General features: G+C 49.7%; 12 protein-coding genes, 2 tRNA genes and 1 riboswitch. Of the genes, 10 read left to right on the plus strand and 4 right to left on the minus strand.

The window, feature by feature from the left end; all coding sequences use genetic code 11:
- Positions 1 to 16 precede the first annotated feature (16 nt).
- Positions 17 to 1996: an ABC transporter substrate-binding protein gene (locus AC50X8_RS17715; RefSeq protein WP_494880682.1), complete on the plus strand. Its 1980-nt coding sequence runs from the start codon at positions 17 to 19 to the stop codon at positions 1994 to 1996.
- Between the two features lie 187 nt (positions 1997 to 2183).
- Here the strand turns inward: AC50X8_RS17715 and AC50X8_RS17720 are convergent, their stop codons facing one another.
- Positions 2184 to 3698: a phytoene desaturase family protein gene (locus AC50X8_RS17720; RefSeq protein WP_494880685.1), complete on the minus strand. Its 1515-nt coding sequence runs from the start codon at positions 3696 to 3698 to the stop codon at positions 2184 to 2186.
- A gap of 243 nt (positions 3699 to 3941) precedes the next feature.
- Here AC50X8_RS17720 and AC50X8_RS17725 point away from each other — a divergent pair, with 243 nt between their 5' ends.
- The 4 genes from AC50X8_RS17725 to AC50X8_RS17740 all read left to right on the plus strand — a co-directional run bounded on the left by AC50X8_RS17725 (position 3942) and on the right by AC50X8_RS17740 (position 8114).
- A complete protein-coding gene (locus AC50X8_RS17725; protein WP_494880688.1) occupies positions 3942 to 5354 on the plus strand; it encodes an aldehyde dehydrogenase family protein in 1413 nt (470 codons plus the stop codon).
- On the plus strand, positions 5351 to 6520 hold the full coding sequence (locus AC50X8_RS17730; RefSeq protein ID WP_494880691.1) for a glycosyltransferase family 2 protein: 1170 nt from the start codon (positions 5351 to 5353) through the stop codon (positions 6518 to 6520). Before AC50X8_RS17725 ends, AC50X8_RS17730 begins: the two co-directional genes overlap by 4 nt.
- A 108-nt stretch (positions 6521 to 6628) precedes the next feature.
- Complete coding sequence (locus tag AC50X8_RS17735; protein ID WP_494880693.1) at positions 6629 to 7039, plus strand: glycosyl-4,4'-diaponeurosporenoate acyltransferase CrtO family protein; 411 nt, start codon at positions 6629 to 6631, stop codon at positions 7037 to 7039.
- A 49-nt stretch (positions 7040 to 7088) separates the two neighbouring features.
- Positions 7089 to 8114, plus strand: coding sequence for a phytoene desaturase family protein (locus AC50X8_RS17740; protein WP_494880695.1), 1026 nt, complete (start codon positions 7089 to 7091; stop codon positions 8112 to 8114).
- 136 nt (positions 8115 to 8250) lie between these two features.
- On the opposite strand, the gene AC50X8_RS17745 is transcribed toward AC50X8_RS17740, so the two are convergent.
- The 3 genes from AC50X8_RS17745 to AC50X8_RS17755 form a co-directional block, all read right to left on the minus strand.
- A tRNA-Pro gene (locus AC50X8_RS17745) sits at positions 8251 to 8324 on the minus strand.
- A gap of 9 nt (positions 8325 to 8333) precedes the next feature.
- Positions 8334 to 8409: transfer RNA gene (locus AC50X8_RS17750), tRNA-Thr, on the minus strand.
- Between the two features lie 114 nt (positions 8410 to 8523).
- The gene (locus AC50X8_RS17755) at positions 8524 to 8733 is read right to left on the minus strand and encodes a YrzA family protein (RefSeq protein ID WP_056041703.1); all 210 of its coding nucleotides are present in this window, start codon (positions 8731 to 8733) and stop codon (positions 8524 to 8526) included.
- A gap of 164 nt (positions 8734 to 8897) precedes the next feature.
- Positions 8898 to 8981, plus strand: a riboswitch (cyclic di-GMP riboswitch).
- Positions 8982 to 9134: 153 nt separating this feature from the next.
- Between AC50X8_RS17755 and AC50X8_RS17760 the strand changes: the two genes are divergently transcribed.
- The 5 genes from AC50X8_RS17760 to AC50X8_RS17780 all read left to right on the plus strand — a co-directional run bounded on the left by AC50X8_RS17760 (position 9135) and on the right by AC50X8_RS17780 (position 14113).
- Entirely contained in the window at positions 9135 to 10841 is a 1707-nt protein-coding gene (locus AC50X8_RS17760; RefSeq protein WP_494861810.1) for a methyl-accepting chemotaxis protein, read from the plus strand.
- Positions 10842 to 11008: 167 nt separating this feature from the next.
- Positions 11009 to 11383 (plus strand): GntR family transcriptional regulator, encoded by a 375-nt coding sequence (locus AC50X8_RS17765; RefSeq protein ID WP_056041699.1) that lies wholly within the window; start codon positions 11009 to 11011, stop codon positions 11381 to 11383.
- A gap of 19 nt (positions 11384 to 11402) precedes the next feature.
- On the plus strand, positions 11403 to 12101 hold the full coding sequence (locus tag AC50X8_RS17770) for an ABC transporter ATP-binding protein (protein WP_056041697.1): 699 nt from the start codon (positions 11403 to 11405) through the stop codon (positions 12099 to 12101).
- The gene (locus AC50X8_RS17775) at positions 12098 to 12841 is read left to right on the plus strand and encodes a hypothetical protein (RefSeq protein WP_056041694.1); all 744 of its coding nucleotides are present in this window, start codon (positions 12098 to 12100) and stop codon (positions 12839 to 12841) included. The genes AC50X8_RS17770 and AC50X8_RS17775 overlap by 4 nt, the downstream gene beginning before the upstream one ends.
- A 60-nt stretch (positions 12842 to 12901) precedes the next feature.
- A complete protein-coding gene (locus AC50X8_RS17780; RefSeq protein WP_494880780.1) occupies positions 12902 to 14113 on the plus strand; it encodes a sn-glycerol-1-phosphate dehydrogenase in 1212 nt (403 codons plus the stop codon).
- Positions 14114 to 14626: the final 513 nt, after the last annotated feature.

A 14626-nucleotide genomic window follows, 5' to 3' on the forward strand; every position in this document is an offset into this window, starting at 1 on the left:
AACGGGTGGTGACGGAGTGAAATTAAACGAACATATGTTAATTTGGACGTCTGCTTCAGTTAAGCTGATGGATGTCAGACATATAAATATAACCAGTGACGGTGAGCTTAGGTCATATCTGCTGCCTGCCAACGGGTTTCTTTTTGCTATTCGCGGTTCAGCACAAATTACGCTTGATGATGTGGATTATGCCGTGAGCGGCATGTTTGTGCTGCATGGCGGCAAAGGAATGTGCCTGAACATACAGCCAAAGGAAGGGCGGTTCGAATATTATCTTATATTGTACAAAGCCTGGTTTCCGCCACAGGCAAACCCTGAAATTCGCAGTATCATGACCGCAGGAAATCCTTTGCAGATTCAATATGGTTATGCTCCTTTGTATCCATTGTCGTTGTATGAGAAGCTGGAGCGAACGGCCCAAGAGTGGCTGACGCCCGGTGATCTTGAGCTGCTGCATGCAAGGACATTGTTTTATCAATTCGTATATGAGCTTGTAAGCCAACTGCGCGAACAGGATGTTCGAATCATTCGGGCAGACCCGGCTGAGCAATTGCTAAAATATTTGCATGACCATTATACTGAGCCGTTGACGATGGAATTGCTGGCATCGATGCTGGATTGCAGTCCCAGCCATTTATCGCGAATGTTCAAGCAGCGCACGGCATGCAGCCCCATTGAATATATGATTCGCTTGCGGATTACCAGAGCCAAAAGCCTGCTTAAAAGTACAGAAGCAACGCTGCAAGAAATAGCCTTAAACATCGGCTATACGGATGTGTATTATTTTAGCCGCATCTTCAAAAAACAAACCGGACAATCTCCTGTTCACTATCGTCAAACCTATCTTGATTTGAATACTAAGCAGCATAATCCATCCCTCATGCTTAAATCATCCATTGTTCCTCATAAGCTTAAACGGTATATTAATAAGCGCAGTGATAACCATTATCAATATACAAACAAGGGAGCTTTTGAATTGATCAGAAACAGAAAACAATCAACCGCCTTAACTTTGCTGCTTAGTTTTACTCTACTTCTAAGCGCATGCTCAGGGTCAGTGAACAGTACCAACTCTGTTGCAAATTCTGGTTCAGCCTCGAGCGCAGCAGTTAGTGGTAACAATGGACAGGTGGACACAAATCAGAACTCGACAGCTTCAGCAACGGTAACGTACACAGGTGCAGATGGCGAGGTCAAGATCCCCCGAAACCCGCAAAGAATAGTTGTTTTGACCCATGCCTACGTTGGATATTTCATGGCGCTTGGCATTAATCCGGTTGGAGCACCAACAATGACGATGGGAAATCCTTATTATAAAGGACAGATCGACGATGTAGAGGATATTGGATCTCCGGCTGCTTTTGATGTTGAGAAGATTATCACCTTAAATCCAGATCTTATCATTGCCATTAAAGGTACAGATAAACTGGAAGACATGAGTAAAATCGCGCCAGTCGTAACGATAGAATACGGTAAGAAAAACTATAAAGAGCAATTGCTTGAATTCGGTAAATTAACGAATCGTATCGATAAAGCCCAACAATGGGTCGATGCTTGGGAACAAAAAATTGCCGAATATAAACCACAGGTTATAAAGGCAGTCGGTGACCAAACCGTATCTGTCCTCAGCCAGTATGATAAAAGTGTGTATGTCTATGGTGAAGGCTATGGCAGGGGAACAGAAATTTTATATGATGAATTCGGGCTGCAGGCCCCTCCAGCATTCGATCTAAAGCTTGGTTGGGCGGAAATATCGCTTGAGAAGCTGTCTGAGTTTGCTGGCGACTATATCTTTACATCACCGGATGCGACCGGAACCGCTGATACAAGCCCTATGTATGATAGTGATTTGTGGAAGGGGCTTCCTGCAATTAAAAATAATCGGGTGTTTTATCTCGACAAAGATTCTGCAGCCTTTAACGATCCTATCACACTGGAAGCCATGCTGCCGATTATTGTCGATAGCCTGACTGCTGCTGCTGGGGAAAACAACTGAACACAAGTGAACGGAGCAGCTCAAAAGTAATTAAGCGTTTCAGCTTAATCGATTGCCAATGGATGGCGGTAAAAATAATTAACAGATGATGACCCTTTCATTTCGAAAAAAAGAAGGTATCTTCCCCAAAGCTTGCGCTAGGGGGAGATACCTTCTTTCCCATTTTACAGCGGTCATTTTAAAATGGCTACCCAGCTGTTGTCCTGCCCCCAGAGCGGCTATCCGCCCGCTCTTTAATAAGGTCAGCTGTAAGCTGGCCCGACAACGTAACCATCGGCACACCGCCGCCGGGATGAGTGGAGCCGCCGACGAAATACAAATTGTCCAGCAGCTCGCTTTTGCTCGGAATTTTGAAGCCGCCGTTCAGCTTACGGTCGGTGACAACGCCGTAGATTGAACCACCGTTGGCGCCATAAAGCTGCTCCAAATCATTAGGCGTAAAGTTGTATTCGAACGTAATGTGCGAGCGCAGGTCATCCAGTCCCATTCGCTCCAGCTTATCCAGCACAAGCTCGCGGTACGTCTCTTTGTAAATCTCCCAATCCTCGCCTGGCTTAAGCGGGGGAACATGGGTGAGCACGAATAAATTTTGCTGTCCCTCAGGCGCCTGTGTCGAGTCGGAAATGCTGGACACCCCAATATAGACGGTCGGATCAGGCGAAGGGATGCCGGAGACGAACACATCCTGGAACTCCCGCTCTGGATTGCGCGAGAACAGGAAGTTGTGATGGCGCAGCTGGTCATAGGTTTTATCGATGCCAAGCAGCAGCACGAGGCCGGATACGGTTGGAGCATATTTTCTCATGCCGCCTGTCGCTGCGGCAGCTCCCGGATGGTGGCCGAGCAGCTTGCGATGGGTCGGAATCGCCTCCAAATTGGAGACGACGAGATCGGCGGCAAGCACCGTGCCATCTGCAAGTGTAACGCCCGTTGCTGCCTTGCCCAGCGTATTGATTGCTGCGACAGGCGCATTCGTCCGCACCTCCACGCTAAGCTCGCCCAGCAGCTTCAGCATGCCCAGCGCAATATTATACATGCCGCCCTTGACGTAATAAATGCCGAGTCCAAGCTGCACATGGATGAGCTGAGAAAGCACGGCTGGGGCTGCATAAGGCGATGAACCAATATACATAATGAAAAAATCAAACAGCTGGCGCAAGCGCTTGTCTTTGAAAAAGCGGCTCGTGCTCTGATGCATCGTGCGAAGCGGGTCCATCGCCAGCAGTTCCTTCATGCTATGCTGCCCCCGCAAGTCCTGCAGGCCGCTGAGGCTTTTTCCATAGACGCTCTTCATGCTGAGCTCATACATTTGCTGGCAGTATTGCAAATAGGCCAGAAAGCCCTTGGCATCCTCTCGCGCTACGCTGCTAAGCTGCTCCAGCATCATTGGCAGATCGCCAGTCACGTCAAGCTGCGATCCATCCTCGAAAAAAGTCCGCCACTGCGGCTCCACCCGTTCCAGCGTCATATAGTCCTCCAGACGTCTGCCCGCACTAGCAAACAGCTGCTCCAGCACCCAGGGCATCGTCAAAATCGACGGGTCCGTATCAAAGGAAAAACCTTTGCCCGAGCGGATATTCAGCTTGCCGCCTGCACGTTCCTGCTGTTCCAGGACGGTGACATGATTGCCGTCAACCGTTAGCCTGATGGCAGCGGATAGGCCGCCCAAGCCTCCGCCAATTACTACGATTTTTTTACTCATCGCTCGTTTCCGCCTCCCTGTTTACTAAAGCCAAATGGATATTTTTAAAAACTTGGTTATATAAACGAAAAAGATGTTTTATAATATACCTTAGGGTTAATTAATAGTTAGCTAGCTTCAAATCTAGCAGTTACATTCCTGTAGGTCCTGTATTTAAGGTGTTGCCCATTATTGGCGAATTAAAACCTGCTAGGATCATTTTGCCAATCGTATAAAGGCGGCCCTTGCTGGGGGGATTAAATGATGCAAGAAATGTTTGCTGCCCGCGCAGCAGCTCCGAGCTGGAGGGCGCTTCCTGTGCGGGATAGAATTCAGCATATCCGCTCGGTGCGGCAGCTGCTCGTTCGCGATTTGGACGAGTGGATTGCGCTGCTTGGCCAAGAGGCAGGCAAGACCCCGATGGATGCGCTGACGACGGATTTGCTGACGGTCATTCAAGCTATTTCTTATTATGAAAAAAATACGGCCAAGCTGCTGCGTTCCCGCCGCGTTCGCACCCCGCTGTGGCTCGCAGGCTCCTCCTCGCACATTACATATGAGCCTTGCGGCGTGGCGGCTATCATTGCCCCGTGGAATTTCCCGCTTCAATTGACGCTCATTCCGGCACTCGCGGCAGCTGCTGTAGGGAATACGGTGCTGCTCAAGCCATCGGAGAAGCTGCCGCTGCTAAGCAAGCGCATTGCTGCGCTAATCGAGGAAGCTGCATTTCCGCCAGGTGTCCTTCAATTGGTTGAAGGCGGGAAGGCGGAAGCGGAGCGCTTAATTGATGCACGGCCTGACAAGCTATGGTTTACCGGAAGCGAAGCGGCTGGGCGCAGTGTGCTGGCGCGAGCAGGGGCGCAGCTCATTCCTTGCGTGCTGGAGCTTGGTGGCAAGGACCCGATGATCGTATGTGCCGATGCCCACATAGAGAGAGCCGCTCGCGCAGCGGTATGGGGTGCTTTTTTGCACAGCGGGCAGGTATGTATTAGCGTGGAACGGGTTTACGTTCATGAAAGCATTTATGCAGCCTTTCTGGCCGCGGTCGTCGCTTATACGCGGGAGCTGAGGCAGGCCGAAGGCGGTTCTTGGTCCGAGATTGGAGCATTAGCCACGGAAGAAGGCTGGCATAAAGTGAAACGGCTGCTGGACGATGCTGTAGCCAAAGGCGCCAGCATTGCGGCAGGAGGGCTGCCGCCCGGAGCGGAGCCGCCGCTGTTTCCGCCGACCGTACTCACCGGAGTGACGGAGGAGATGCAGCTTATGCAGGAGGAAATTTTCGGCCCGCTGCTGCCGATTATGGCCTTTCAGTCAGAGGAGGAAGTAATCCGGCTGGCAAATGCTTCGCCTTATGGGCTTAGCGCAAGCATTTTTACGGCTAATCGAAAAAAAGGGCTAGCGTTCGCAGCCCGGCTGGAGACGGGAAGCTGCTCGATTAATGACGTTGTAAGGCATATTGGCAACATGCATTTGCCCTTTGGCGGGGTGAAGGCGAGCGGCTTCGGCCGTACGCATGGCGAAGAAGGGCTGCTTGCCTTTTGCCGCTCAAAGTCGGTCATGGTCAATGCTGGGCGCAGAAGCTCGCAAATCAATTGGTTTCCTTACCGGGAGCAGGCATTTAGCGGCCTAAAGCAGGCAATTGGCTATATGTACGGGAGAAGGAGGGGGAAGCGATGAGTTTCTCGATCATTTGGGCTGTTTTCGGCTGGCTGTGCGGCCTGCTGCTGCAAAATCGGGTAAGCCGGCTGCCGGATTGGGACATTCATGAGGGGGATGAATGGAATGGGGCAGATGATGCGAACGGAGCAGGCATGAAAAATAGCGCTGTTCCGATCTCCATTTCTGTCATCATTCCGGCACGCAATGAAGCGGCTAATATCGGCAAGCTGCTGCACGCCTTGCAGCGGCAGAAGCTAAGTCATGTAGAAGTAATCGTTGTCGATGACGGCTCGGAGGATGCAACGGCAAGCCTTGCCGCCGCGAATGGCGCCCTTGTCATTCGGGCGGAGGAGATGCCAGACGGCTGGATCGGCAAAAGCTGGGCTTGCTGGACGGGAGCCAAAACAGCGCAAGGCGAGCTGCTTGTTTTTCTGGATGCGGATGTGGAACTGGAAATGGATGCTTTACAACTGCTGGCCGCCAGCCAGAAGGAGGCTGGCGGACTCGTATCGGTGCAGCCTTACCACCGAATGGAGCGTGCTTATGAGCAGCTGTCTGCTTTCTTCAATCTGATTGTCATCGCTTCGGTTGGCGACGGAGACAGCCGGGCGGGAGCGTTTGGGCCTTGCCTCATATGCCGCCGGGATGACTATTTCCGCATCGGCGGGCATGAGGCAGTACGGGGCAAAGTATTGGAGCATTTCGAGCTGGGGCGAGCCTTTAGCTCTGATCAAATGCCGGTGTCCAATTTTATGGGCTGCGAAAAAATTTCCTTTAGAATGTACCCGGACGGCCTGAACAGCATGTTCCGCGGCTGGAGCAAAAGCTTCGCAGCAGGCGCTGCATCGACCGCGCCCTTCGTAGCCTGCGCTGTATCGCTGTGGCTGGCCGGAGCCGTATCGGCTGTGACCCTTATGCTTGCTTCAATTGGGGGGCAGGTCGAGGCGGATTATTGGCTGCTGGGAACAGGCGTCGCCTGCTATGCGGCATACAGCTTGCAGCTCGGGCTATGGCTGCGCAAAACCGGGAGTTTTAAGGGCTGGACAGCACTGCTGTACCCATTGCCGCTCAGTTTGTTTCTGTTATTTTTCGCTTATTCGCTGTTCTCGACCTTCATTAGGAGGAAGGTTTCTTGGAAAGGGCGAGTCGTTTCAATGGGCAGCCGGGAACGAGGCAAGCTATGAGCGCGCAGGCATTGCCGTCGCTGGCTGTGCTCGCTCTGAATATTGGCGGATGGCTGCTCGTCCATCTCGGCGTCTCCTATTTTCATACGAGCTTGCCAGAGCGCTGGTTTGCAAGACCAGAAGCAGGAGCAGGAGCAGGCGGGACAGTGCGCAAAGCGGAGCGCAGCAAGGAGAAGCGGCACTTCGGCAGAGGAGCGTTTCTACGAGCAGGTGCTGTTCATCCGCTCCTGGAAGGACAGCGTGCCGGATGGCAGCTTTTTGTTCCGCAGGGGATTCCAGAAGAAAAGGCTTGCTAAGCGCGGCCAAGCCTATTACCAGGAGTACATGGGGGAAACGCTCAGAGGCGAATGGACGCACTGGCTGTCCATCGTGCCCGCGCCGTTATTTTTCATCTGGAACGAGCCTTTGTATGGCTATTTAATGGTAGGCTACGCGCTGGCGGCCAATTTGCCGTTTATAGCGATTTTGCGATATAACCGGCTGCGGCTCAGGCGAATTTGCGGCTCGAGCCGTCTATGACGGGCATTTATAGAAAGCTGATTCTAGCATGGGAAGGAAGAGACTATAAATGAAGACCAGGCATGTTGCTGTTGTAGGCGCCGGACCGGGAGGACTTGCTGCCGCTATGCTGCTGCGCCGCTATTTTCGCCATCCCAACACACTGGCCTTGTTTGGACGTTATGCGACCTATGTCGGATCTGCTCCTGATCGGGCGCCAGCAATCTTCGCGATGCTGCCGCATGTCGAGACAGAGCTTGGCGTTTTTGGTGTTCGAGGCGGCACCTACAGCATCGTTGAAGGTCTGCGCCAGCTTGCGGAGGAAATGGGGGCGGAAATACGCACCTCGGTGCGTGTGCAGTGCATTGCTGCAAAAGGCGGCGGCGTAAGCGGAGTAGAGACGGAATGCGGTTTTGTGCCAGCCGATCTGGTGCTCGCGAACGGAGATGTGCTGTCCGTATGCCGCGATTTGCTCGGCGAGCAGCTGCGGCCTGCCATGACGAATCGCCATATTTCAACTTACGAGCCTTCTCTGTCCGGCTTTGTCACTCTTGCAGGCATACGCAGACGTTACGATAAGCTGCTGCATCATACTGTATTTTATCCGGAAAGGTATGGGGAGGAATTTTCGGCGATTTTCGCGCGCCGCGAGGCTCCTGCCGATCCTGCGATTTATGTATGCTGTTCCGCCTATATGGAACAGGAACTGGCGCCGGAAGGAGGCAGCAACCTGTTTATTTTGGCGAATGCCCCGTATACGTCGGACGCTTGGAGCTGGGAGCGGGAGGCGGAGCGCTATCAGGGCCGTCTGTTGAAGCAGCTGGCTGCCTATGGCTTGGAGGGACTGGATCGGGAAGCAGAGCAGCTTGCTTTGTATACACCGGAGGATTTGGAGCGGGATACGTCGGCATTTCGCGGCGCCATCTATGGCATTTCCTCGAATTCAGCAAAGCAGACGTTTTTGCGGCCGTCCAATCGTGCGGATTTGCGCGGACTATGGTTTGCGGGCGGAACGACCCATCCCGGCGGGGGAACGCCGATGGTTGCCATGTCAGGGCTGCTCACCGCAGAGGCGATGATTCGGCAGCATCATTAATGAATCTATTGGGGCAAAAGAAAAGCCGCGCTTAGCGGGGGCAGCAAAACTTCCAGCTAAGCGCGGTTTATTTTTAATGAAAAAAATAAAAAACCCTTCTAAGTTAGAGGGCCTGCTTGAAACAACTTATAAAATATCGGGACGACACGATTTGAACATGCGACCCCCTGGTCCCAAACCAGGTGCTCTACCAAGCTGAGCTACGTCCCGGGAAAAAAATGGTGCCGTCGAGAGGACTTGAACCCCCAACCTACTGATTACAAGTCAGTTGCTCTACCAATTGAGCTACAACGGCGCGGTTATGTATCGGACACAAGATGTATTATGCCACAGAACTTTAGGAGGATGCAATACCTTTTTTAAATTTTTTTGAAAAAAATTCGGGCAGCGTTCAAATGCCCGAATTGGCCTATTTTTTAACTTTAAAATGAACGACTGCGCTGTACAGCATTTTCCCGCGATCGGGATGAAACACCGCATGATGACTAATCGCATGAACTTGTAATAGCAGTGCTTTATTCGCTTCAATTTGCTGGTCAATGTGCTTTTCGAGCGTACGTAAGTCAAAAGCCTCAAAAAATTCGATTTTATCCTCAATTAAATCTAGTCGAAAATCCATCTTGTCCCCCCTAAAATCTCATTAATAGCTAGCATTCGCTAATATTATAACGTTGTTAGGCACTAGTTTCAAAGTATCATGTCAGATAATCTCGCTTTTTATAATTTACAAAAAGGTTTTCCTAAATTATACTTTAAAAGTGTCGAAATAAATAGAAAATTACATACTGAAAAAGGCAAACTTATTGAAAGATAGGGGCGCAAAGTTATGGGCCTAAGGTATTGAACTATGGCAGCCAAACCACCGGTACAGGACTATAGGCTGATTCAGCTGTTCAATTCGTCGCGGTGATTGGATAGCTTTTGTTTTTTCAGTGTAATAGGAGAGATGGAGAGAAAATGATGATTAACCGATTGAGAGAGGCAAAATGGTTAAAATGGACATCAAGGATTTCTGATTTCTTGAAGAAACAAAAGGTTACAACGAAGCTGTTGTTTATCACTTCATTAATCACCTTGTTCAACGTCGTCGCTGGCGGGTGGATTTTTATGCAAAATGCTTCGGTTAGAAGTGCAGTGAAAGCTTCAAATGAGCTTCAGGAGGCCAAAAAAGAATATCAAGGGATATCGGATTCGATGCTGCGCACGCTGCTTTCGATGATTGATGCCGTAGAAAACGGCAGCACCGGCGACGATGGAATCAACTTGGCACTTAAGTCGATGCCCGAGCGGGTAGAAAAATTGAAGGTTACACTAGCGTACCTGGATGAAAAATATCCTCACGGGGATAACGGCACCGCCTATTCGAACCAAGGCAATGTGTTTGGCCTTGCACTGGAGCAGCTTAATAAAGAAAACGGCAATCACAGCCTGCTAACCATTGAAGACCGCTCCGCCAAGGTCAAACAGCTTGTCAGTACATATACGATTGTTCTCAGCTTTGCGAATGAAACGGTAGAAAATTGGCTCGAAGTGGATACGGTCGCTACACAGGAGACATTAAATAAAAGTATTGCAGCTGCCAATACGATTATTATCATCAATATTGTTTTGCTGGCAGTACTGCCGTTCCTCATGTCGTATTCGTTAAGCCGGAATGTAAAAAAAGGCATCGTTGGTTTAATGAAGCGTATTACCGCTTATCAAAATAACGATTTCACCTATGATGAGAAGCTGGATCGCCAAGATGAATTTGGTCAAATTGACCGCTCGCTGGCGCAAATGGGAAGTGAGCTTCGTGACACCCTTCGTTCGACTATGGATGTAAGCACGGTTGTTCTGCAAGCCTCGCGCAATATGGGCGATATGATTGTTCGCAATCAGAACGCTTCCGAGCAGGTGAAGGAAGAGATTGGCAACGGCAAAACGATTTTGATGACCCAGTATGATGATGCAACTTCGATCTCGGCCGTAACGGAGCAAATATCGGCAAGCTCGCAGCAAATTGCGGCTTCAACCGAATATATTAATCGCGACATGAAAGAAATGAGAGAGTCATCGCGTATAGGCTCCACCGATATGAAGGGCGTTGTGCAGATGGTGAATCAGACGGTGCAGCAATTTGCCCGAGTTACCGAGTCCTTCGACCGAATCAATGAGCGCTACAATAATGTAACGAAGTTTTTGGGCGGCATTCAGGATTTGAACACACAGACGAATTTATTGTCGCTGAATGCTTCGATTGAATCGGCGCGTGCAGGCGAGCATGGCAGAGGCTTTGCTGTAGTAGCGGAGGAAATTCGCAAGCTGTCGAGCCAGACCGATATCATTTCCAAAGATATTACGAAGGAGCTTAAGCTTATTCAGAACGATTTTGCCGACAGCAGCCAAAGCTTGAGCAGCTTCTCGGAAGTGATAGAAACGACGAAGCAGGCATCGGTGACGGCTAGCGAAATGTTTAATGGTCTGGAAAATCAAAGCAGCGTATTGTCCGAGCAAATGGGCGAAATTTCTGTCGGCATTGATGAAATTACAAAAGGCATTACCGATATTGTTGGCTCAGTAGACAAGCTGCTGCAAACCTCCTCCGAGGTAAATGGCAAAATGGAGCAGATGAGCGGTATGTCCGAAGATCAATTCGAGGTATCGATTCAGCTTCAAGAGCTGGCTGAGAAACTGCAGGGCTCTTCCACTAATTTGCGCGAAAAAGCGGCTGTATTCAAGGTGTAAGCTAGCCTTTAGAGCGGATTGGAAAATGGAATAGCATCAATGAAATAGCTGCTTTCAGCGCCCGTGGGCGATTGGAGGCAGCCTTTTTTTTATCCAACTCTTTACAACAACAGAATATTAGTGTACTATTTAGATATAACACTAATACATTAACACGGAGGTGACTTATGCCGATTGAATTTGACAACAACCAGCCGATCTACATCCAGATCATGAACTACATTAAACAGCAAATTATTAGCGGGAAGCTTAATCCCGGCGATAAAATCGATTCGGTGCGCGAGCTTGCAGTGGAGCTGCAAATCAATCCGAATACGATCCAGCGTACTTTTCAGGAGCTGGAGCGTGAAGGCATCGTCGAAACAAGACGGGGACTTGGAAGATATGTAACGAGCGAGGAGGCGGCGATTGTGAGCATTAAGAAAGAAATGGCGGCTGATTTGCTCGGACGTTTCATTCAGGGGATGCGCGATTTGGGCTTTAAGAAGGATGACATTGTAGCGATTGTTACGGAAGCGGTTAGCAAGGAAGATCAGAAATAGGCGGGGGGAGAATAAACGAATGAAGAAGATAGTTGAACTGCAAGCCGTAACGAAAACTTACGGATCGAGAAAAGCGCTGCATAATATTAATTTAAACCTGGAAGCTGGCAAAATTATTGGTCTGCTTGGCAGCAATGGCAGCGGCAAGAGTACACTCATGAAGCTGGCGGCAGGACTCATTCAGCCAACCTCAGGAAGCGTTCGAATTTGCGGGGAGCCGATTGGCATCGGGACGAAGGCGGTTACGTCCTTTATGCCGGATCAGCCGGTAACCGAGTCGTGGATGCGGGTGAAGGATGCCCTTCGTTTTTTCAGTGACTTTTATAAGGACTTCGATCAGGAGAAAGCGGGAAGCATGCTCGATTTTTTGAAGCTGGATCGCAATGATCGCATTAGCTCCTTATCCAAAGGGATGAATGAGCGGCTGCAGCTCACGCTGGCGATGTCGCGTCAGGCTAAGCTTTATTTGCTCGATGAGCCGATAGGCGGTGTTGATCCCGTCGCGCGGGGCAAAATTTTGGACGCCATCGTTAAATTTTATAATGAAGACAGCTGTGTGCTTATCTCGACGCATTTAATTACCGACATTGAACGGGTTTTCGATGAAGTCATTTTTATTCAAAACGGTGAAGTTTCACTGCGTCAGGATGTGGAGAGCATACGCTCCAAGCATGGTAAAAGTGTAGATGAACTATTCAGGGAGGTATTTTCAGAATGATAAACTTATTGAAATATGACTGGAAACGCAATGCGAATTTAATTATGGGCTCGGCTGCTGCGCTTATTATTTTGCAGGGAGCACTTTCCTTTTTTAGTGCAACTCGTAATTGGCAGCCTGCATTGTCGCTTACATTAATGTTCATGGGCTATTTATTCGTTGCCTTCATGTTGATCATATTTTCCTCAAAGACGTACTCCCATAACCTTAAATCGTACGGTCGCCGCTTATTGCCGCTGGCCACGTGGAAAACAATCGCTTCGCCGCTTCTGCTGCAATTCGTATTATCGGCTGCGCTGAGTGGGATCGTGCTGCTTCATGTCTGGCTGTTTAAATGGCTGTCCCCAAGCGCCTTGCTGGATGTATTGGGTCCGCCTAATTTCGAGACGGGAGTCCTGTTTTTTATTTTAATATTTTGGACGCTCCTATTTTTGATGCTGACAGTCTATTTTTCGATTACAGTAGGGCATCTCTTTAATAAAAAGCTTTTTCCATGGGTAGCAATAGCAGTCTTCGTCCTGCTGCAATTTGTCATTAGCTATGTGGAGGAATTGTTGTTTAACGATAATTTATTCGGCACGATGGTCTCAGAGCCTACCGCTGAAGGCTTGTCTATCTTAGTGTCTCCAACAGGCGATATTTCGATTGGAAACTGGGGCGTTATGTCGCTTGAAATCGTGATCGGTGCTATCCTTGTGAGCATCATGCTGTACTTGCTGAACAAAAAGCTGGATGCTTAGAGGAAGGCGCGGCGAAGCCTGCAAGCCAAAGGTTGACAAACCTGCCATTAGCGCGTGACAATGTTCGTATACAACTTTGAAGATAGAAGGGACAACGAACTCATGACGCTAATGGAAAAATTCAAGCTGGCTGCCGCAGGCTATGACGCCTCCTCCGTCCAGTCCATCGTAATTGAACCGCTGCTTATTGAACGTGGAGCCACTCAGCAGGTCGCACCTTATTTGGTAAAGAAGGGCTATCGCAAAGTTTTAATCGTGTCCGACAACATCACATATGAAATAGCTGGAAAACAATTGGAAGCGGCAATTGCTGCGAAAGATATTGCGGTTAAGGCAACGCTGATTAAGCCTAACCAACAGGGAGATGTCATTGCGGACGAAGTATCCATTGTGCAGCTGCTGCTTGATATTCAGCATTACGCTGCGGAAGTGGTCATTGCGGCTGGTTCCGGCACGCTTCATGATATTACGCGTTATGCTGCTTTTACGGCGGGCATACCGTTTGTATCCGTGCCGACCGCTCCGTCCGTAGACGGCTTCAATTCCAAGGGAGCACCGATTATTATTCGGGGTGAAAAGATTACGATCGCCGCGATTGGCCCGGACGCGATTTTTGCCGATCTCGATGTGCTGACACAGGCTCCTGTCGCTATGGTAGCCGCTGGCTTTGGCGATATGCTTGGCAAATATACGTCCCTGTTCGATTGGTCCTACGGCTCGCTTGCGGGCGAGGAAGCTTATTCGGATATCGTAGCGACGATTACGCGTGATGCTTTAATGCAGTGTGTGGAAAATGTAGAGCTGATTGCCTCACGCAGCGAAGAGGGCATTCGCGCGCTGATCAGCGCTTTGATCGAATCGGGCCTTGCGATGCTGCTGTTCGGGCAATCCCATTCGGCCTCGGGCGCAGAGCATCATTTGTCCCACTACTGGGAGATGGAATATATTCGCCTTGGCAACCGCCAGCTGCTGCATGGAGCGAAGGTTGGCGTCGCATGTGCGGAAATTTCGGGGCTGTATCATCGCTTGGCGGATGAGCAGGCGCCAGCGATTAGCGGGACGGAGCATGCGGAACGCATCAGCCAGCTGATCGCGGAAATTCCGAATGAGGAGACCATTCGCGGCTGGCTGAAGCAAGTGGGTGGGCCATCCACAACGGCTGAGCTAGGTGTGAGCGACGAACTGCTTGCCCGCAGCTTGAGTGAGGCGCATTTGGTGCGGCCTAATCGTTATACGCTGCTGAGAGCGTATAACGAAGGGGCGGGGAAGTAATATTCTTGTAGATAGAGAATAGAGTTGGGTCGTGGTGCGAATGTGAAGCTCCCATAAGAAGCCTAGGGGAGATTCGCACCTCGAAATTTGTTGAATCATACATAAAATGAGTAAATTCTTTAAAAATCAAGAATTGTCTGCGAACGTTATAGTATTATTTTCGTTTGATTTAGATAAATGAATGCCATTGTGGCACCCATTTATCTATTTTTCGCTGTCGCACTCTATGTGAGTGTGTAGATTGAAACGTCATCATGTATCCTCCGATAGCTGCACATTTAGTCGTACTCTGTATGAGTGTATAGAAGCTAGCTGGAGGGTTTACTTTTGGGCGATAAGCCACACTGGTTTTGAATGATGGCACTTTGTTGGGTCGGTGGAGCTAATACACGGTTTGTTATACTAGGGAGAGTATGCAAACGATAATGGAGTGTCAGAAACTTGGCGGACACAGAATCCGCTATTTAACCGGATGACGGTCAATCGAGAATTAGGCGGACACAGGAGCCGCTA

The sequence above is a fragment of the Paenibacillus sp. JT22N15 genome (assembly GCF_059383755.1).